Here is an 18761-nt window from a genome sequence, read left to right on the forward strand (position 1 = left end):
TGCTGCACTGCACACCGCCGGATTTCCCTCTTCGCTCACGCCCTCTTCGCTCACGTTCTCCATGCGTCGTGTTTCCGCACCTTCCGAGCCGGGGCCGCCCGCTATCCCCGGCGCTCCGCGCAACGACTGGCAGACGATCCGTTCGCTGCTGCCCTATCTTGCCGACTATCGCCTGCGCGTCGCGCTCGCGCTGACGTGCCTGATCGGCGCCAAGCTCGCGAATCTCGGCGTGCCGGTCGTCATGAAGTCGATCATCGATCATCTGTCGGCCTCGCGGCATCTGACGGCGCTCGCGCGCGCGCAGCAGGAGCCCGCGATCGTGCTGCTCGGCGGCCTTGGCGCGCTCGTCGTCGCCTATGCGCTCGTGCGGCTGTCGACGTCGGCGCTGACCGAGTTGCGCGAGCTGCTGTTCGCGAAGGTCACGCAGAGCGCGGCGCGCAAGATCGCATTGCGCGTGTTCGAGCACTTGCACGCGCTGTCGTTGCGGTTCCATCTCGAACGCCAGACCGGCGGCATGTCGCGCGATATCGAGCGCGGCACGCGCGGCATCCAGTCGCTGATCTCGTACTCGCTCTACAACATCCTGCCGACGATCGTCGAAGTCACGCTCGTGCTGTGCTTTTTCGTGTTCCGCTATGAGCCTTACTACGCGATCGTCACGCTGATCGCGCTCGCGTCGTATGTGATCTTCACGATCCAGGTCACCGAGTGGCGCACGCATTTCCGGCGTACGATGAACGAGCTCGACTCGAAGGCGAACGCGCGCGCGATCGATTCGCTGATCAACTACGAGACGGTCAAGTACTTCGGCAACGAGCGCTATGAGGCCGAACGCTACGACGTCAATCTGCAGAAATACCGCAGCGCCGCGATCCAATCGCAGCAGTCGCTGTCGATGCTCAATTTCGGGCAACAGTCGATCATCGCCGTCTGCATGGTGTTCATCCTCTGGCACGCGGTCTCGGGCGTGATGGCCGGCAAGCTCACGCTCGGCGACCTCGTGCTGATCAACACGTTCATGCTGCAGCTCTATATCCCGCTGAATTTCCTCGGCGCGGTCTATCGGGATCTCAAGCAAAGCCTGACCGACATGGACCGGATGTTCGGGCTCATCCACGTCGTGCAGGAGGTCGCGGATCGGCCCGATGCGCCGCGGCTCGCGGTGGCGGGCGGGACGGTCCGGTTCGAGCACGTGGACTTCGCCTATGAGCCGACGCGCCGCATCCTCGAGGATCTGAGCTTCACGATCGAAGCCGGGACGACGACGGCCGTCGTCGGACACAGCGGTTCGGGCAAATCGACGCTGTCGCGGCTGCTGTTCCGCTTTTACGATCTCGATCGCGCCACGGGCGGCCGCATCACGATCGACGGGCAGGATATCCGCGACGTCACGCAGGATTCGCTGCGCGCGGCGATCGGCATCGTGCCGCAGGACACGGTGCTGTTCAACGACACGATCTACTACAACATCGCATACGGCCGCCCGTCGGCGACGCGCGACGAGGTCATCGCCGCCGCGCGCGCCGCGCATATCCACGCGTTTATCGAGAGCCTGCCCGCGCAGTACGAGACGACCGTCGGCGAGCGCGGGCTCAAGCTGTCGGGCGGCGAGAAGCAGCGCGTCGCGATCGCGCGCACGATCCTCAAGAACCCGTCGATCCTGATCTTCGACGAGGCGACGTCGGCGCTCGACTCGAAGTCCGAGCGCGCGATCCAGCACGAACTCGGTCTGATCGCGCAGGACCGCACGACGTTGATGATCGCGCACCGTCTGTCGACGATCGTGCATGCCGAGCAGATTCTCGTCATGGACCATGGACGTATCGTCGAGCGCGGCACGCACGCGTCGTTGCTGAACGCGGGCGGTCTCTATGCGCAGATGTGGGCGCTGCAGCAGCGCGCGGCGGCCGCGACCGAGCAGGCCGCGACCGCGCGCGAAGCCGCGGGCGAGACCGACGACGCGTCGAGCGGCGCCACCGCGCACGCCGATCCGGCCGCGCTCGCGACCCACGCGGCGCGGTGAGCGCGCGATGGAGCTCAAATGGCTCGAAGACTTCGTCTCGCTCGCCGAGACGCGGAGTTTCAGCCGGTCGGCCGCGCTGCGGCATGTGACGCAGCCCGCGTTTTCGCGGCGCATTCAGGCGCTCGAAGCGTGGGTGGGGACCGAGCTCATCGATCGCTCGACGTTTCCGACGCGCCTCACGCAGAGCGGCGAGGTGTTTCATGCGCAGGCGCTCGTGATCCTCACGCAGGCGCACGAGGCGCGCGCCTTGTTGCGCAGTCACGAAGGCACGGCGTCGACCACGATCGAATTCGCCGTGCCGCATACGCTGGCGCTGACGTTTTTTCCGCACTGGCTGTCCGGTCTCGAACGTGACCTCGGATGCCTGCGGACCCGCCTGCGCGCGCTCAATGTCCACGACGCGGTGCTGATGCTCGTCGAGGGCGGCGTCGATCTCGTCATGGGGTATCACCATCCGGGACAGCCGCGGCCGCTCGATCCCGCGCGGTATGAATCCGTCGTGATCGGCAGCGAAAGCGTCGCGCCGTATTCGGCGACGCACGCGGACGGTACGCCCCTGTTCGCGCTGCCGGGCAGCGCGCGCGCACCGGCGCCCTATCTGTCGTACACGCCGAACGCGTATCTCGGCCGCATGACGCAGATATTGCTCAGCAAGGCGGCCACGCCCGTCCATCTCGACAAGGTCTACGAGACCGATATGGCCGAGGGTCTCAAGGCCATGGCGCTCGCGGGGCACGGCGTCGCGTTCTTGCCGCGCAGCGCCGCCGCGGACGCGATCGAGCAGGGCCGGCTCGTCTCGCTCGATACGCGCGGCGACCTCTCGTTGACGATGGAGATTCGTCTCTATCGCGACACGCTCGCGGTCCCCACGGACGAGCGCCGCGCCGCGCTGGTCGGCAGGCTCTGGCGGCACGTGGCAACATCGCTCGACACGCCCCATGCCGAACCGACATAGCGTGATGTAGAAACGGCATTGGCCTTGTTCGACCGGGGTTCGCACAATGCGATCAGTCGCCGTATCCGGCCTCGGCGACCGTGCCGCGCGGCGACGCCGTCGCGTGGGCGGTCCGGCCGCCGGCGGCTTGAATCCGCAGCGGACAAGCGACGCCCGATCGGCGCACGGTCCGCTCCGACCGACCGGAGAACCGTATGTCCATCGAACAACAACACGTTCTGCCGTCCTATCTGCGCGCCGACGATCTGGGCCCGTGGGGGATCTACCTCCAGCAAGTCGACCGCGTCACGCCCTATCTCGACAGCCATCTTCAGCGCTGGGTCGAAACGCTCAAGCGGCCCAAGCGGATCCTCATCGTCGACGTGCCGATTCAGCTCGACGACGGCACGGTCCGGCACTTCGAGGGCTATCGCGTCCAGCACAACACGTCGCGCGGCCCCGGCAAGGGCGGTCTGCGGTATCACCAGGACGTGACATTGTCGGAGGTGATGGCGCTCGCGGGCTGGATGTCGATCAAGAACGCCGCGGTCAATGTGCCGTACGGCGGCGCGAAAGGCGGTGTGCGCGTCGATCCGCGCACGCTGTCGCGCAGCGAGCTCGAGCGCATGACGCGCCGCTACACGAGCGAGATCAACATCATCATCGGGCCCAATAGCGATATCCCCGCGCCGGACGTCAACACGAACGATCAGGTCATGGCGTGGATGATGGACACGTATTCGATGAATCTCGGCCACTCGTCGACGGGCGTCGTGACGGGCAAGCCGATCTCGCTCGGCGGCAGCCTCGGGCGTCGCGAGGCGACGGGGCGCGGCGTCTATGTCGTCGCATGCGAGGCGGCGCGTCAGTCGGGGCTCGAGGTCGAGGGCGCGCGCGTCGCGGTCCAGGGTTTCGGCAATGTCGGCGGCACGGCGGCGCGTTTGTTCGTCGACGGCGGCGCGAAGGTCGTGACCGTGCAGGACCATACGGGTTCGATCATGAATCTCGCCGGTATCGATGCGGCGGGGCTCGCGAAGCATGTCGCCGAATTCGGCGGAGTCGCGGGCTTTCACGGCGCGGAGAAGATTGCCGACGAGGATTTCTGGGCGATCGAGACCGAGTTCCTGATTCCGGCCGCGCTCGAAGGGCAGATCACCGCGGCGAATGCGACGAAGATCCGGACAAAGATCGTCGTCGAAGGCGCGAACGGTCCGACGACGCCCGAGGCCGACGACATCCTGCGCGCGAACGGCGTACTCGTGATTCCCGACGTCGTCGCGAATGCGGGCGGCGTCACGGTGTCGTATTTCGAATGGGTGCAGGATTTTTCGAGCTTTTTCTGGACCGAGACCGAGATCAACGAGCGGCTCGAACGCGTGATGCGCGAGGCGTTCGCCGCGGTCTGGCATGTGTCGCAGGAGAAGAAGGTGTCGGTGCGGACCGCGGCGTTTATCGTGGCCTGCACGCGGATTCTCACGGCGCGCGACGTACGTGGCTTGTATCCGTGATGCGAGGGGGGCGCATCACGCATTGTGCGAGATGCGTCGTTCGATGTCGTTCGGGATCGCATCGCCGATCCCGGTCACGTGCGTGAATGACGTGGCCGGTACGAAGCCTCGATGTGCGCGGCGATGCGGTACCGTGATGTCACGGCGAAGCGGCGAAGCGGCGAAGCGACTAAGCGACTAAGCGACTAAGCGACTAAGCGACTAAGCGACTAAGCGCGGTCGGCTATGTGTACGTGCCGATGTTTCAGTTATGGAGTCTGCGGCACGCTCTGAAGATCGATCGTACCGGCGGCGCACGGCGATTGCGACGCCTTGATCCGCACGGCGTCGGGAACCGGCAGCGTCGCGCGCATCGCGGGCTCGCCGTTCTGGAACATGACGCATTCGCCGGGCTGCAGACGCGTCCAGACTTCGTTGTCGGTCAACGGTTGCGTCGCGATGACCGAGACGCAGTCGTCGGGCGTCGTGTAGTTCGCGAAGTCGACCGTCATGTCTTCGTCGATCAGGTGCGCGGTCGAGAACGGCCATTTGCGCACGAGATAGTGGAGATGCGTCGAGCAATGCGCGAAGAGCGCCTGGCCGTTCGACATCAGGAAGTTGAATACGCCGTGTCGCGAGATCGCTTGCGTGAGGTCCTGGATCGCGGCGAACAGCTCGGGCAGCGGCGGCTGCGCGGTCGGAAACCGCTCGCGCAGGCCTTCGAGGATCGCGCAGAACGCATATTCGCTGTCGGTCGTACCCACGGGCTGGAAGACGCCCGTCAGCGCGGGTTGGAATTGCGTGGGCTGGACGACGACCGTGGTCGTGTCGCCGACGGTCGTGCCCTCGGGCAAGGCCGCGCCGAGCGGATCTTTCTGGAGGTCGCCGTTGTGCGCGAAGATCCAGTGCCGCCCCCAGAGTTCGCGTTGGAACGGGTGGCAGTTTTCGAGCAGGATGCGTCCTTGCGTCGCCTTGCGAATATGCGCGATCGTGTTCTTCGACTTGATCGGATAGCGCTTGACGAGTTCGGCGATCGGCGACGTCGCCGATGATTCGTGATCGATGAAAAGGCGGCACGCCTTGTCTTCGAAGAACGCGATGCCCCAGCCGTCCGCATGATGGTCCGTGACGCCACCGCGTTTGGCGAACCCCGTGAACGAAAACGTCACATCGGTCGGGGTTGCGCAGTTCATTCCTAGCAGTTGGCACATGGGTCAGTCGTCGCGCGTCGCGCGGTAAGTCTGGAGCGGGTCGGTAGAATACGGGTTTGTCCGAGCATAGCACCCGTCCGAATTCGATGAGCACCTTCTTGAAGCCCTCCGCCGCCGCCGGCCAGCCGGTGTCCGCGACCGATTCCGCCGCGCCCGATACGTTGACGATCGCGCGTCCCGACGACTGGCACCTCCACTTGCGCGACGGCGCGACGCTCGCTGCGGTGCTGCCGCATACGGCGCGCCAGTTCGGCCGCGCGATCGTGATGCCGAACCTCAAGCCGCCGGTGACGACGGTGGCCGCCGCGGCCGCCTATCGCGAGCGCATTCTCGCCGCGTTGCCGGCGGGCATGTCGTTCGAGCCGCTGATGACGCTGTATCTGACCGACAACACGCCGGCCGACGAGATCCGTCGCGCGGTCGAGTCGGGTTTTATCCACGGGGTCAAGCTGTATCCGGCCGGCGCCACGACGAATTCGGACGCCGGTGTGACGAGCCTCGCGAAATGCAAGGGTGCGCTCGAGGCGATGCAGGCGCTCGGTTTGCCGTTGCTGGTCCATGGCGAGGTCACGGATGCGTCGATCGACTTGTTCGACCGCGAGAAGGTGTTCATCGATACGGTCATGATTCCGCTGCGTCGCGACTATCCCGCGCTGCGCGTCGTGTTCGAGCACATTACGACGGCCGATGCGGCGGCGTATGTGCGCGAGACCGAGGCGGCGCCGGGTCAGATCGGTGCGACGATCACGGCGCATCATCTGTTGTTCAATCGCAATGCGATTTTCCAGGGCGGCATCCGGCCGCATTACTACTGCCTGCCCGTGCTCAAGCGCGAGACGCACCGGATCGCGCTTGTCGAGGCCGCGACGTCGGGCAATCCGCGCTTCTTCCTCGGCACCGACAGTGCGCCGCATGAGAAGGGGACGAAGGAGCATGCATGCGGTTGTGCGGGGTGCTATACGGCGCTGCATGCGCTCGAACTCTATACCGAGGCCTTCGACAAGGCCGGCGCGCTCGACAAGCTCGAAGGTTTCGCGAGCTTCTTCGGTCCCGATTTCTATCGTCTGCCGCGCAGCACGGAGCCGGTGACGCTGCGGCGCGAATCGTGGGTATTGCCCGGCGAGTTGCCGATGGGCGACGGCGTGGTCGTGCCGCTGCGCGCGGGCGAATCGCTCGGATGGAAGCTCGTTTGAGCGTTTGATTGGCGAGGCGTTGGCCAAGCCCAAGCCCAAGCCCAAGCCCAAGCCCAAGCCCAAGCCCAAGCCGGCCCGAATGCTGGGGCGTCTGAGTGTTTTGGGGGCCAACGCGTCGCGCGCAAGGCGCGCGGGTGTCGGACAGCGTCCGGGCGTGTCGATGCGGGCGAGGGCACGGACGGGCGCGTGATAAACTCGCGTCCGCAAAGTGGGACAGGCAGTCGCCGCCTCCGCAAGGAGGGGGAGGAAAGTCCGGACTCCATAGGGCGGGGTGATGGCTAACGGCCATCCGTGGCAACACGCGGAACAGGGCAACAGAGAACAGACCGCCGATGGCCGCGCGCGCAAGCGCGCGGATCAGGTAAGGGTGAAACGGTGCGGTAAGAGCGCACCGCGTCTACGGTGACGTAGACGGCACGGTAACCTCCACCCGGAGCAATTCCAAATAGGCAGGCAAGCGCCTTCGCGGCGCAGGACGGGGCCCCCGTTCGTCTGCGGGTAGGAAGCTTGAGCGCGTCAGCAATGGCGCGTCTAGAGGAATGACTGTCACGCGCGCCGGCAACGGCGCGTGCACAGAATCCGGCTTATCGGCCCACTTTGCCTTCTTTCTTCCGAATCCCGATTCGGTGCGGCGCGCGTCATCAGCGCGACCGCGCGGCGTGACGGTCGTCGCCGAGGCCCGTGCGTGGCCGATTGCCGAGGACCGGTCCCACGAAATCGGCGAGACGGGATGGCGATCCCGCTCGCTCGGCAGGAGATTCGATTCGCTGTGCCTTCAGCCTTCAGCCTTCAGCCTTCAGCCTTCAGCCTTCAGCCTTCAGCCTTCAGCCTTCGACGATCTCGAACGAGTGCGTGAGTTCCGCCGTTTTCGCGAGCATGATCGACGCCGAGCAGTACTTGTCGTGCGACAGGTTGATCGCGCGCTCGATCGTCGCCGGGTTCAGGTCATGGCCCGTCACCGTGAAGTGGAAGTGAATCTTCGTGAAGACCTTCGGGTCTTCGGGGGCGCGCTCGGCCTTGAGCTGGACCGTGCAGCCGCGGATGTCCTGTCGGCTCTTCTTCGCGATCATCACGACGTCATAGGCCGTGCAGCCGCCCGTGCCGAGCAGCACCATTTCCATCGGACGCGGCGCAAGGTTGCGTCCGCCGCCTTCGGGGGCGCCGTCCATATTGACGATGTGTCCGCTACCGGTCTCGGCCGCGAACGCCATCCCGTCCTTGCCCATCCAGCTGATCTTGCATTCCATGCTTGTATCCCACGTTGGTCCAGCGTCGCATTGTAGCGGGGTCGCGTAGATTCAGCGCAAACTGGGAAATGTTGCTTTGCAGCAATTCGTTGCGCTGCGGGATTTCCCTTGGATTTTTGTGTGTTTTCAGGGATCGCAACGCAAGCTAGCGCATTGAATTTTAAACAAACCATTGATTTATATAAGCAACGCAGAATCCGTGTGATTTCGATTTATATTTCTTGATATGAAATTAGATTTCGTAATGTAGTTTCTCTTGCGTCGCACAAGAAATCTCTCTATACTGCGTCTCATTGGTTGGCGAGAGATCGTCACCTCCGCTTGTCTCCTCCACCCTCCTCCAAAGGTGGATTAAGCCCGAACCTCGAGTTCGGGCTTTTTTTTTGTCGGTCGCACGTCAAGCGCACGCCACGGCCACGGCGAGGGCGAGGGCGAGGGCGAGGGCGAGGGCGAGGGCGAGGGCCAGGGCCAGCGCTCCGGCTAGTGACTTCGGTCCTGCAATGGCTCGACGCGCCCCGAAACGAGCCTCGCGCGAACCGAGCCTCATCGGCGGTCGAGGCGCGTCGATGCGGTCGGCACGCCGCCTTTGGCCGGCGATCGGGCTCGAAATCCGTGGGCGCTCGCAGTTTCATCTTGCCGAGCGAGCCAAAATTCCTTTAGAATCCAGGGTTTTCCGCAAATGCCCGCGGAAAAAGATTCAGGGAGAGCCTGCGCGGATCGCGAGCGCGACGCGGCCGGCGCCCGTGAACGGACGGTTCCAAGCCCCTTCGGCCATGCCGGATGGAACGAATCGAACGCTCGCGACGCGTGCCGGACAGACGTCGAGCCGACGGCCACCAACAAGCAGGAAGCAAGCAGGGCACAGACTTAATTTGGATCGATCATGAAGACTTTTTCCGCCAAGGCACATGAAGTGCAGCGCGAATGGTACGTGATTGACGCGACGGATAAGGTTCTCGGCCGTGTCGCCAGCGAAGTGGCACGCCGTCTTCGCGGCAAGCACAAGCCTGAATTTACCCCGCACGTCGATACGGGCGATTTCATCGTCGTCATCAATGCTGGAAAGCTGAAGGTGACCGGCAACAAGACGACGGACAAGAAGTACTACCGTCACTCGGGCTACCCGGGCGGTATCTACGAAACGACGTTTGGCAAGATGCAAGAACGCTTCCCGGGCCGCGCGCTCGAGAAGGCAGTGAAGGGCATGCTGCCGAAGGGCCCGCTCGGCTACGCGATGATCAAGAAGCTCAAGGTCTACGCTGACGCAACCCACCCGCACTCGGCTCAACAGCCGAAGGCGCTCGAGATCTAAGGGAGCCCTACTGTGATCGGTAACTGGAACTATGGCACGGGCCGCCGCAAGAGCGCGGTCGCGCGTGTGTTCATCAAGGCTGGCAAGGGCGAGATCGTCGTCAACGGCAAGCCCATCGCTGACTACTTCTCGCGTGAAACGTCGCTGATGATCGTGCGTCAACCGCTCGAACTCACGCAGCACGCGACGACGTTCGACATCAAGGTCAACGTCTCGGGCGGCGGTGAAACGGGTCAGGCAGGCGCGGTTCGCCACGGCATCACACGCGCGCTGATGGACTACGACGCCACGCTGAAGTCGCAACTGTCGAACGCCGGCTTCGTGACGCGTGACGCGCGTGAAGTCGAACGTAAGAAGGTCGGCTTCCACAAGGCACGCCGCCGGAAGCAATTCTCGAAGCGTTAATTCGCTTCGATCGTGCAAGGCTTGCCCGTCGGGCAAGCCGTCGCAACGAATCCGAAAGCCGCAGGCCTCGCGCTTGCGGCTTTTTGTTTATGTCGCCGCCATGTGGTTGATCAAGTACGCGCCGGGAAACGTCGGACACTTGAAAAACCCCTTTGCCGACACGACGTTGCGATAAGGACTACAATCGACCCCAAACCCCTTGGGAGAAGTTTATGAATGCAGTTACCGATAGCGCCGTGGCGGAAATGCCGGCGCCGCTCGTGTTTACCGACAGCGCAGCGGACAAGGTCAAGCAACTGATCGACGAGGAAGGCAATCCGGCGCTCAAGCTCCGCGTGTTCGTCCAAGGCGGCGGCTGCTCGGGCTTCCAGTACGGCTTCACGTTTGACGAGGAAGTCAACGACGACGACACGATCATGACGAAGGCCGGCGTCCAGCTCTTGATCGACTCGATGAGCTACCAGTACCTCGTCGGCGCCGAGATCGACTACAAGGACGATATCAACGGCGCGCAATTCGTCATCAAGAACCCGAACGCGACGACGACCTGCGGCTGCGGTTCGTCCTTCTCGGTCTAAGTTTCAATACCGCCCGCCTGTGTGACTTCGGGCGCGGCGTCGTATCGCGCTGGCCCGTTCGGGCCGACAGGCGCTTCACCGATTGGATTTCGATTCAATCGGTGAGGCGCTTTTTTGCGTGCGGCGCATCCGGCCGGGTCCGGCCCAAGCCAAGGGAAACGGCCTGCCCGCGTGATCAGCGCGGATACAGCGCGCCGAGCACACGCGGGCCGCGCGCGCCCGTCACGGCGACGAGATTGCCCGGCTCGCGGTGGATGAAGCGATACGCAAGCCACGCGAACGCGAACGCTTCGACATGATGCGGCGGCACGCCGAGCGCGGCCGTCGAATGGACTTCGGCGCGCAATCCGCGCCGGTTCAGCGACGCGTCGAGCATCGACATCAACGTGAGGTTGTAGGCGCCGCCCCCGCAGACATAGACCGCCTCGCACGACGGCGCATGGCGCGCGACGTCGTGCGCGATCGTCTCGGCGGTCAAGGCCGCCAGCGTAGCCTGCACGTCGGCGGGGTCCGGCAGCACCGCCACCTCGCCGAGGCGTTGCGACAGCCAGTCCGGATTGAAGAGATCGCGTCCCGTGCTCTTCGGCGGCGCGGTCACGAAATACGGATCCTCGAGCAGCGCGTCGAGCAATGTATCGTCGACCGCACCGCTCGCGGCGAACGCGCCGCCCTCGTCGTAAGGCATCGCGCGATGCTGGTTGACCCAGTAGTCCATCAGCGCGTTGCCGGGCCCGCAATCGAAACCCGTCACGGCGCCGTCGGCCGCGAGGACCGTGATGTTCGAGATGCCGCCGATATTGCAGACCACGCGCGTTTTGCCCGGCGCGCCGAACATCGTCGCGTGGAACGCCGGCGCGAGCGGCGCGCCATGCCCGCCCGCCGCGACATCGCGGCTGCGGAAGTCGGCCACCACGTCGATGCCGGTCAATTCGGCCACGAGGGCCGGATTGTTTGTCTGGCGAGTGAAGCCGAGTTCGGGGCGATGCCGGATCGTCTGCCCATGCACGCCGACGGCCCTGACCCGGTCCCGCGCGATCCCGTTGTCCGTGAGCAGCCGCTCGCAGACCGCCGCATAACGTTGCGCGAGCGCATTGGCCGCAAGCGCCTCGTGATGGATTTCATCAGGTCCGGAGGACTGGAGCCGATGCAGCACGGTTTTGAGTTCGGGCGGAAATTCGACGAACGTTTCGCCGAGCACATGCGGTCGAGCCGCGTCCGAGAAGTCGACGGCGAGGCCGTCGACGCCGTCCATGCTGGTGCCCGACATCAGGCCAAGATAAATATGCGGGGTCATCGGCGTTCCCTGAATCCGTGTCTAGCGTGACGGCGATTATCGCCCGCGCATGCCGCCGCGCAAGCCTTGCATAGAGCGGGCACGTCGGCCCACCCTGAAACACCACCCAAGCGGACGATCCGAGAACCCGCGCCGCCGCGCCAAAAAAATCCCGGTCAATCAGCGACATCACGTAAAATCCAGCGCTGAACCACGCGTCGAGCGACACCCCGTCGCGCCGGCGCCAGACCGTCGTCGATCTCGACGGCCGTCCCCGATCGCCGTCCGCCCACGCGCCTCTGCTTGTCGACGGGCCTCTGTGCGAAGCCTCGGACGTTTCCCAATCCATTCAGTCGATCCAGCATGTCGAGTCCGCAATCTCCGAACCCCGTTGTGTACCCCTTGACCGATGAAGTCCAACACGCGCTCGGCGTCGCGAAACGCGGCGTCGACGAGTTGCTGATCGAGGACGAATTCGCGCAGAAGCTCGCGCGCAGCGCCGCGACGCGCAAGCCGCTGCGCATCAAGCTCGGACTCGACCCGACGTCGCCCGACATTCACATCGGCCACACGGTCGTGCTCAACAAGATGCGCCAGCTTCAGGATCTCGGCCACCAGGTCATTTTCCTGATCGGCGATTTCACGTCGCTGATCGGCGATCCGTCGGGCCGCAACGTCACGCGTCCGCCGCTCACGCGCGAGCAGATCGAAGAGAACGCGAAGACGTACTTCGAGCAGGCCAGCATGGTGCTCGACGCCGAGAAGACCGAAATCCGCTACAACAGCGAATGGTCGCTGCCGCTCGGCGCCGACGGCATGATCAAGCTCGCGTCGCGCTACACCGTGGCCCGCATGCTCGAACGCGACGACTTCACGAAGCGTTATCAAGGCGGCGTGCCGATCTCGATCCACGAGTTCCTCTACCCGCTCATGCAGGGCTACGACTCGGTCGCGCTCGAATCCGATCTCGAACTCGGCGGCACCGATCAGAAATTCAATCTGCTCGTCGGTCGCGAGCTCCAGAAGCAATACGGCCAGGAGCCGCAGTGCATCCTGACGATGCCGTTGCTCGAAGGGCTCGACGGCGTCGAGAAGATGTCGAAGTCAAAGAACAATTACGTCGGGATCCAGGACAAGCCCGAGGACATGTTCGGCAAGCTCATGAGCATTTCCGACACGCTCATGTGGCGCTACTTCGAGCTGCTCTCGTTCCGCGACATGGCCGAGATCGCGGGCTTCAAGCGCGAGGCCGAAGGCGGACGCAATCCGCGCGATTTCAAGGTCCTGCTCGGCAAGGAAATCGTGACGCGCTTCCACTCGGCGGCCGATGCCGATCGCGCGCTCGACGCGTTCGACAAGCGCGCGAAGGGCGGGATACCCGACGACATTCCCGAAGTCAGCCTCAGCGGTGCGCCGCTCGCGATCGGCGCGCTGCTCAAGCAGGCCGGTCTCGTGCCGTCGACGAGCGAAGCGATGCGCAACATCGAACAGGGCGGCGTGCGAATCGACGGCACGCAAATCGCCGACAAGGCGCTCAAGGTCGATCCGGGCACGTTCGTCGTCCAGGTCGGCAAGCGCAAGTTCGCGCGCGTGACGCTGACCGCCTGATGCCGGGCAGACACGTCCGTATCGAGCGCCGCCGATGATCGCCCTGATCCAACGCGTCAAGCGTGCGGACGTCACGGTCGACGGCCGCGTGATCGGTGCGATCGACGCGGGCCTGCTCGCGCTCGTCTGCGCCGAACGCGACGACGACGAAGCGACCGCCGAACGGCTCGTCGCGAAGATGCTCAACTATCGTGTGTTCGAGGACGGCGCGCAGAAGATGAACCGCAGCGTGCGCAATCTCGATGGTCAGGATCTCGCGGGCGGCGTGCTGCTCGTGCCGCAATTCACGCTCGCGGCCGATACGTCGAGCGGCACGCGCCCGAGCTTTACGCCCGCCGCGCCGCCTGAACGCGGCCGCGCGCTGTTCAATCATTTCGTCGCGACCGCGCGCCGCCAGCATCCGATCGTCGAAACCGGCGAATTCGGCGCCTATATGCAGGTCGCGCTCGTCAACGACGGACCCGTCACGTTCTGGCTGCATGCGCGGTCCGAGCGCGCACCCGCAAGGAACGAAGCATGACGACCACGCTGATCCTGATTCGCCACGGCGAAACGTCCTGGAACGCGATCAAACGCATCCAGGGCTTTACGGACATCCCGCTCAACGAGGTGGGACTGCGCCAGGCCGACGATCTCGGTCAGCGTTTCGCGGGACTTGTCGCGCACGTGAGCGACGCGGAATCGGCCGACACGATCGATCCCGTCGCGCGCGATCTCGCGGCGGCCGACGCCGGCCTCACGCTCGCTGCCAAGCCGATCGCGGCGGTCTACACGAGCGATCTGCTGCGCGCCCGGCAAACGGCCGCGCCGCTCGCCGCCGCGCTGGGCCTCACGCCCGTGCTCACGGCGAGCGTGCGCGAGCGGAACTACGGTCTGTTCGAAGGGATGAATCTCGAGGAAGTCGCTGCGCGCTATCCCGACGACTATGCGCAATGGCAGACGCGCGACCCCGACTATCGGCCGGGTCCCGGCGAATCGCAGCGCATGTTCTACGACCGGATCGTCGCCGCGTTGCACGCGATCGCGGCCGATCATCGCGATCAGCGCGTCGTGGTCGTCGCGCACGGTGGCGTGCTCGACAATGCGCGACGCTATGCGGAGTCGCTGCCGCTTGGGCAAAAGCGCGACTATCTGCTGCTCAACGCGAGCATCAATCTCTTCGCGTTCGAGTCGGACTGCGCACGCCTGATCCGCTGGGGCGACGTCGCGCATCTGCACGACGACGACGCCGCGCAGGACGATACGCGGACCCACCCGCTGCCGGATACGCGCGTGCTCTGAGCCAGGTCAGCCCGGCCCAAGTCAAGCCGATCCAAGTCGGCCGCGGGCCAGCCATCGAGCCGATGCTCAGCTTTCGCGCGCGGCGTCCCAGAGATCCTTGATCGGGCCCGAGTCGGGCGCCGCGAGTCCGAAGTGCCGGTAGGCGAGCAGCGTCGCGACGCGTCCGCGCGGCGTGCGTTGCAGAAAACCCTGCTGGATCAGATACGGCTCGAGCACGTCTTCGATCGTGTCGCGCTCCTCGCCGATCGCCGCCGCGAGGTTGTCGACGCCGACCGGGCCGCCGTCGAACTTGTGCAGGATCGCTTCGAGCAGCTTGCGGTCCATGAGATCGAAGCCGACGCCGTCGACATCGAGCATGCGGAGCGCGGCGTCGGCCACGGCGGCGCTGATCTTGCCGTCGGCGCGCACTTCGGCATAGTCGCGCACGCGGCGCAGCAGCCGATTCGCGATCCGCGGCGTGCCGCGCGAACGCTTGGCGATTTCGAACGCGCCGTCTTCCGCGATCGAGGCGCCGAGCAGATCGGCCGAGCGCGTCACGATCCGCGTGAGTTCGGTCGCGTTGTAGAACTCGAGGCGCGCGACGATGCCGAAGCGGTCGCGCAACGGATTGGTCAGCATCCCGGCGCGCGTGGTCGCGCCGACGAGCGTGAACGGCTGCAGATCGAGTTTGACGCTACGTGCCGCGGGACCCTCGCCGATCATGATGTCGATCTGATAGTCCTCGAGCGCCGGGTACAGGATTTCCTCGACGACCGGCGAGAGCCGGTGGATTTCGTCGATGAACAGGACGTCGTTCGCTTCGAGGTTCGTGAGCAGCGCGGCGAGGTCGCCCGCGCGTTCGAGCACGGGGCCCGAGGTCTGCCGCAGATTGACGCCCATTTCGCGCGCGATGATATGCGCGAGCGTCGTTTTGCCGAGACCCGGCGGCCCGAACAACAGCACGTGATCGAGCGCTTCGGCGCGTTTGCGCGCGGCCTGGATGAAGATCTCGAGCTGATCGCGGACCTTTTGCTGGCCGACGTACTCGTCGAGCACCTTCGGCCGTAGCGCGCGCTCGAACGCTTCTTCGTTCGGCGACGCCGGGGTCGCGGCGATCACGCGTTCGCTGGAGAGTTTGTCGGATTCAATCATGGCGACGATTGTACAGCGCGGGGCACGGCGGATTGACGATCACGGTACCGGCCGCGCCGTCGGTCGCGTGCCAGTCCGCGTGCCAGTCCGCGTGCCGCCGAAGCATGCCGGCGTGTCGCCCACCGTGGGGCCACGGTGGGCGGACTGCGGACGGACTGCAGATCGACCGAGGGGCAACCCGCGATCGATCGTCCGCACGGCGTGAGGGCTAGGTCTTCGACAACGCCTTGAGCGCGAGCTTGATGCCGTCGGACACGCCGGTGCCGGCGGGCACGGTCTTGACCGCGGCCAGCGCTTCTTTCTCCGAGTAGCCGAGCGCCAGCAGCGCATTGAGGATGTCGGACGCGTGATCCGAGGCCGACACGGTCGCCGCCGCCGCGCCGAGGTCGGCGCCGAGCTTGCCCTTGAGTTCGAGCAACAGGCGTTCGGCGGTTTTCTTGCCGATGCCGGGCACCCGCGTGAGGCGCGCGGCGTCCTGTAGCGTCACGGTCTGCGCGAGCTCGGCGACACTCATGCCCGACAACACGGACAGCGCCATGCGCGCACCGATGCCCGAAATCTTGAGCAGTTCGCGAAACGCCGCGCGTTCGTCGGGCGAGCCGAATCCGAACAACTGATGCGCATCCTCGCGCACGATCTGCTGTGTGAGCAGCACGACGCGTTCACCGGTCGACGGCAGGTTATAGAACGTGCTCATCGGCACGTCGATCTCGTAACCGACACCGTTGCAGTCGACGAGCAGGTGAGGCGGATTCTTTTCGAGCAAGACGCCCGCAATGCGACCGATCATGGCGAATCAGCAGAAGGGAAAGGCTGAGTGTATCCGAAGCGTCGACGCGTCAAGCGCAAACGACGCGACGGCCGAACGCGCGCGGCGTGTTGCCGCCGCATCTATCCGACCAGACGTCCGCGCCGCACGCGATACCCTTTTTTCGCGAGCCCCGGCGCCAGCGAGCCGATCGCCGTGACCGTGTTGCTCGCATGCGCATGACAGATCGCGACGCCGAGCGCATCGGCGGCATCGGTCGTCGGCGTGCCCGACAACGAGAGCAGGCGCACGACCATGTCCTGCACCTGCGCCTTCGTCGCGCGGCCCGTGCCGACGACGGCCTGCTTGAGCTGGAGCGCCGTGTATTCCGAGACCGGCAGGCCGCCCGCGACGAGGCCCGCGATGGCCGCGCCCCGGGCCTGGCCGAGCAAGAGCGTCGATTGGGGATTGACGTTGACGAAGACCTTTTCGATCGACGCCTGATCGGGGCGATGCTCGGCGATCAGCGTCGAGATGCCCGCGAAGATCGTCCCGAGCCGCTTCGCGAGATCGCCTTCGGGTGTACGGATCACGCCCGAAGCGACGTACCGCAGGGCGTGCCCGTTCTTGTCGATGACGCCGAACCCGGTCACGCGAAGGCCGGGGTCGATCCCGAGAATACGCAAGGTCGGCGGCTCCCGTTGAGGGCGTGGACGTCAGCGACGCGCGATCAATGACGGAAGTGACGCGTACCCGTCAACACCATCGCGATGTTGTGCTCGTCGGCCGCGGCGATGACTTCGTCGTCGCGGACCGAACCGCCGGGCTGGATCACGCACGTCGCGCCCGCGTTCACGACGACGTCGAGGCCGTCGCGGAACGGGAAGAACGCATCCGAGGCCACTGCCGATCCGTTGAGCGAAAGCCCCGCGTTCGTCGCCTTGATGCCCGCGATGCGCGCCGAGTCGACGCGGCTCATCTGGCCCGCGCCGACGCCGAGCGTCATGCCGCTCGCGCAGAACACGATCGCGTTCGACTTGACGAACTTCGCGACGCGCCACGCGAAGAGCAGATCTTCCATTTCCTTCGGCGTCGGATGACGCTTCGTGACGACGCGCAGCTCGCTCTTCTGAACGTTCTTCGCATCGGCCGATTGCACGAGCAGACCGCCGCCGACACGCTTGAAATCGAACGGATTGTGAACGTCGCGATCGGCCGCCGTCAGCGGGATTTCGAGCAGACGCACGTTCTGCTTCGCCGCGAACACAGCCTTCGCGCCCTCGGTGAACGACGGCGCGAGCAGCACTTCGACGAACTGCTTCGCGACGGCCTGCGCGGCCGCTTCGTCGACCTCGACATTGAACGCGATGATGCCGCCGAACGCCGACGTCGGATCCGTCTTGAACGCCTTCTCGTAGGCTTCGAGCGCGTGCGCGCCGAGCGCGACGCCGCACGGGTTCGCGTGCTTGATGATCACGCATGCGGGGCCGTGGAACGTCTTCACGCATTCCCAGGCTGCATCGGCGTCGGCGATGTTGTTGTACGAGAGTTCCTTGCCCTGGAGCTGCGCGTAGTTCGCGAGCGAGCCCGACGGCACGACGATGTCGCGATAGAACGCGGCCTTCTGATGCGGGTTCTCGCCGTAGCGCAGATCCTGGACTTTCTCGAACGCGAGATTCAGCGTGGCCGGATACGGATTGCGGTTCTGGTGCGAAAGATCGTCGCCGAGGCTCGTCAGGTAGTTCGTGATCGCGCCGTCATATTGCGCCGTGTGCTTGAACACCTTCGTCGCGAGACGGAAGTTCGTCGCGTAGCCGACCGTGTTGCCGTTCGCGCGCATTTCGTCGAGCACGACCGCATAGTCGGCCGGATCCACGATGACCGTCACGTCGCGATGATTCTTCGCGGCCGAACGCAGCATCGTCGGGCCGCCGATATCGATGTTCTCGATCGCGTCCTCGAGCGTGCAATCGTCTTTCGCGACCGTCTCGCGGAACGGGTACAGATTCACGACCATGAGATCGATCGTCGGGATGCCGTGTTCTTCGAGCTTGGCCATGTGCTCGGGCAGATCGCGTCGCGCGAGGATGCCGCCGTGCACTTTCGGATGCAGCGTTTTCACGCGGCCGTCGAGCATCTCGGGGAAGCCCGTGTAGTCGGCGACCTCGGTCACCTTGAGGCCCGCGTCGGCGAGCAGCTTCGCGGTACCGCCCGTCGACAGCAGCGACACGCCGAGCGCGGACAGGGACTTGGCGAAGTCGACGATGCCCGACTTGTCGGAAACGGAAATGAGCGCTTGCTTGATCATGTCAATTGGGGAGGCAAAAGTG

17 protein-coding genes and 1 other RNA gene are annotated in these 18761 nt (G+C 65.0%); 11 read left to right on the top strand and 7 right to left on the bottom strand.

Features of this window, described 5'->3' with window-relative positions:
- Positions 1-61: 61 nt before the first annotated feature.
- The 3 genes from D7S86_RS03075 (at position 62) to D7S86_RS03085 (ending at position 4465) form a co-directional block, all read left to right on the top strand.
- Positions 62-2023 carry an ABCB family ABC transporter ATP-binding protein/permease gene (locus D7S86_RS03075; RefSeq protein ID WP_121083307.1) on the top strand — a complete coding sequence of 654 codons (1962 nt, stop codon included), beginning with the start codon at positions 62-64 and terminating at the stop codon, positions 2021-2023.
- 7 nt (positions 2024-2030) lie between these two features.
- Entirely contained in the window at positions 2031-2978 is a 948-nt protein-coding gene (locus D7S86_RS03080) for a LysR substrate-binding domain-containing protein (RefSeq protein ID WP_121083309.1), read from the top strand.
- A 194-nt stretch (positions 2979-3172) separates the two neighbouring features.
- Positions 3173-4465: a Glu/Leu/Phe/Val family dehydrogenase gene (locus D7S86_RS03085; protein WP_121083311.1), complete on the top strand. Its 1293-nt coding sequence runs from the start codon at positions 3173-3175 to the stop codon at positions 4463-4465.
- Between the two features lie 248 nt (positions 4466-4713).
- Here the strand turns inward: D7S86_RS03085 and D7S86_RS03090 are convergent, their stop codons facing one another.
- Positions 4714-5655 carry a class II glutamine amidotransferase gene (locus D7S86_RS03090; RefSeq protein ID WP_121083313.1) on the bottom strand — a complete coding sequence of 314 codons (942 nt, stop codon included), beginning with the start codon at positions 5653-5655 and terminating at the stop codon, positions 4714-4716.
- A gap of 86 nt (positions 5656-5741) precedes the next feature.
- On the opposite strand from D7S86_RS03090, the gene pyrC reads away from it, so the two are divergent.
- Together pyrC and rnpB are read left to right on the top strand one after the other, a co-directional pair.
- Positions 5742-6848 carry a dihydroorotase gene (pyrC, locus tag D7S86_RS03095; protein WP_205962731.1) on the top strand — a complete coding sequence of 369 codons (1107 nt, stop codon included), beginning with the start codon at positions 5742-5744 and terminating at the stop codon, positions 6846-6848.
- Between the two features lie 205 nt (positions 6849-7053).
- Positions 7054-7451, top strand: an RNA gene (rnpB, locus tag D7S86_RS03100) — RNase P RNA component class A.
- 221 nt (positions 7452-7672) lie between these two features.
- Here rnpB and D7S86_RS03105 read toward each other — a convergent pair.
- Entirely contained in the window at positions 7673-8095 is a 423-nt protein-coding gene (locus tag D7S86_RS03105) for an OsmC family protein (RefSeq protein ID WP_121083315.1), read from the bottom strand.
- Positions 8096-8978: 883 nt separating this feature from the next.
- On the opposite strand from D7S86_RS03105, the gene rplM reads away from it, so the two are divergent.
- From rplM to erpA, 3 genes are all read left to right on the top strand, one after another.
- The gene (rplM, locus tag D7S86_RS03110) at positions 8979-9407 is read left to right on the top strand and encodes a 50S ribosomal protein L13 (RefSeq protein ID WP_121083317.1); all 429 of its coding nucleotides are present in this window, start codon (positions 8979-8981) and stop codon (positions 9405-9407) included.
- Between the two features lie 12 nt (positions 9408-9419).
- Positions 9420-9812: a 30S ribosomal protein S9 gene (gene rpsI / locus D7S86_RS03115; RefSeq protein ID WP_121083319.1), complete on the top strand. Its 393-nt coding sequence runs from the start codon at positions 9420-9422 to the stop codon at positions 9810-9812.
- Between the two features lie 212 nt (positions 9813-10024).
- Entirely contained in the window at positions 10025-10390 is a 366-nt protein-coding gene (erpA, locus tag D7S86_RS03120) for an iron-sulfur cluster insertion protein ErpA (protein WP_121083321.1), read from the top strand.
- A 175-nt stretch (positions 10391-10565) separates the two neighbouring features.
- Here the strand turns inward: erpA and D7S86_RS03125 are convergent, their stop codons facing one another.
- Positions 10566-11684, bottom strand: coding sequence for an anhydro-N-acetylmuramic acid kinase (locus D7S86_RS03125; protein ID WP_121083323.1), 1119 nt, complete (start codon positions 11682-11684; stop codon positions 10566-10568).
- Between the two features lie 342 nt (positions 11685-12026).
- Between D7S86_RS03125 and tyrS the strand changes: the two genes are divergently transcribed.
- From tyrS to D7S86_RS03140, 3 genes are read left to right on the top strand one after another with little or no spacing between them, the layout of a single operon-like run.
- Positions 12027-13271, top strand: coding sequence for a tyrosine--tRNA ligase (tyrS, locus tag D7S86_RS03130; protein WP_121083325.1), 1245 nt, complete (start codon positions 12027-12029; stop codon positions 13269-13271).
- Positions 13272-13305: 34 nt separating this feature from the next.
- Positions 13306-13791 carry a D-aminoacyl-tRNA deacylase gene (gene dtd / locus D7S86_RS03135; RefSeq protein WP_121083327.1) on the top strand — a complete coding sequence of 162 codons (486 nt, stop codon included), beginning with the start codon at positions 13306-13308 and terminating at the stop codon, positions 13789-13791.
- Positions 13788-14552 (top strand): histidine phosphatase family protein, encoded by a 765-nt coding sequence (locus tag D7S86_RS03140; protein ID WP_121083329.1) that lies wholly within the window; start codon positions 13788-13790, stop codon positions 14550-14552. Before dtd ends, D7S86_RS03140 begins: the two co-directional genes overlap by 4 nt.
- 66 nt (positions 14553-14618) lie before the next feature.
- On the opposite strand, the gene ruvB is transcribed toward D7S86_RS03140, so the two are convergent.
- The 4 genes from ruvB to purH all read right to left on the bottom strand — a co-directional run bounded on the left by ruvB (position 14619) and on the right by purH (position 18739).
- Complete coding sequence (ruvB, locus tag D7S86_RS03145) at positions 14619-15683, bottom strand: Holliday junction branch migration DNA helicase RuvB (RefSeq protein WP_121083331.1); 1065 nt, start codon at positions 15681-15683, stop codon at positions 14619-14621.
- 208 nt (positions 15684-15891) lie between these two features.
- The gene (gene ruvA, locus D7S86_RS03150; RefSeq protein ID WP_121083333.1) at positions 15892-16473 is read right to left on the bottom strand and encodes a Holliday junction branch migration protein RuvA; all 582 of its coding nucleotides are present in this window, start codon (positions 16471-16473) and stop codon (positions 15892-15894) included.
- A 101-nt stretch (positions 16474-16574) separates the two neighbouring features.
- Entirely contained in the window at positions 16575-17117 is a 543-nt protein-coding gene (ruvC, locus tag D7S86_RS03155) for a crossover junction endodeoxyribonuclease RuvC (RefSeq protein ID WP_121083335.1), read from the bottom strand.
- A gap of 44 nt (positions 17118-17161) precedes the next feature.
- Positions 17162-18739, bottom strand: a complete 1578-nt coding sequence (gene purH, locus D7S86_RS03160) for a bifunctional phosphoribosylaminoimidazolecarboxamide formyltransferase/IMP cyclohydrolase (protein ID WP_121083337.1) — start codon at positions 18737-18739, stop codon at positions 17162-17164.
- Positions 18740-18761: the final 22 nt, after the last annotated feature.

Source organism: Pararobbsia silviterrae, assembly GCF_003628125.1.
GTDB classification, from domain to species: Bacteria; Pseudomonadota; Gammaproteobacteria; order Burkholderiales; family Burkholderiaceae; genus Pararobbsia; species Pararobbsia silviterrae.

Excerpts from the sequence above, each read along its gene's own strand:
- D7S86_RS03075 (WP_121083307.1), top strand. The coding sequence starts at position 62 with ATGCGTCGTGTTTCCGCACCTTCCGAGCCGGGGCCGCCCGCTATCCCC.
- D7S86_RS03080 (WP_121083309.1), top strand. The coding sequence starts at position 2,031 with ATGGAGCTCAAATGGCTCGAAGACTTCGTCTCGCTCGCCGAGACGCGG.
- D7S86_RS03085 (WP_121083311.1), top strand. The coding sequence starts at position 3,173 with ATGTCCATCGAACAACAACACGTTCTGCCGTCCTATCTGCGCGCCGAC.
- D7S86_RS03090 (WP_121083313.1), bottom strand. The coding sequence starts at position 5,655 with ATGTGCCAACTGCTAGGAATGAACTGCGCAACCCCGACCGATGTGACG.
- pyrC (WP_205962731.1), top strand. The coding sequence starts at position 5,742 with ATGAGCACCTTCTTGAAGCCCTCCGCCGCCGCCGGCCAGCCGGTGTCC.
- D7S86_RS03105 (WP_121083315.1), bottom strand. The coding sequence starts at position 8,095 with ATGGAATGCAAGATCAGCTGGATGGGCAAGGACGGGATGGCGTTCGCG.
- rplM (WP_121083317.1), top strand. The coding sequence starts at position 8,979 with ATGAAGACTTTTTCCGCCAAGGCACATGAAGTGCAGCGCGAATGGTAC.
- erpA (WP_121083321.1), top strand. The coding sequence starts at position 10,025 with ATGAATGCAGTTACCGATAGCGCCGTGGCGGAAATGCCGGCGCCGCTC.
- D7S86_RS03125 (WP_121083323.1), bottom strand. The coding sequence starts at position 11,684 with ATGACCCCGCATATTTATCTTGGCCTGATGTCGGGCACCAGCATGGAC.
- tyrS (WP_121083325.1), top strand. The coding sequence starts at position 12,027 with ATGTCGAGTCCGCAATCTCCGAACCCCGTTGTGTACCCCTTGACCGAT.
- dtd (WP_121083327.1), top strand. The coding sequence starts at position 13,306 with ATGATCGCCCTGATCCAACGCGTCAAGCGTGCGGACGTCACGGTCGAC.
- D7S86_RS03140 (WP_121083329.1), top strand. The coding sequence starts at position 13,788 with ATGACGACCACGCTGATCCTGATTCGCCACGGCGAAACGTCCTGGAAC.
- ruvB (WP_121083331.1), bottom strand. The coding sequence starts at position 15,683 with ATGATTGAATCCGACAAACTCTCCAGCGAACGCGTGATCGCCGCGACC.
- ruvA (WP_121083333.1), bottom strand. The coding sequence starts at position 16,473 with ATGATCGGTCGCATTGCGGGCGTCTTGCTCGAAAAGAATCCGCCTCAC.
- purH (WP_121083337.1), bottom strand. The coding sequence starts at position 18,739 with ATGATCAAGCAAGCGCTCATTTCCGTTTCCGACAAGTCGGGCATCGTC.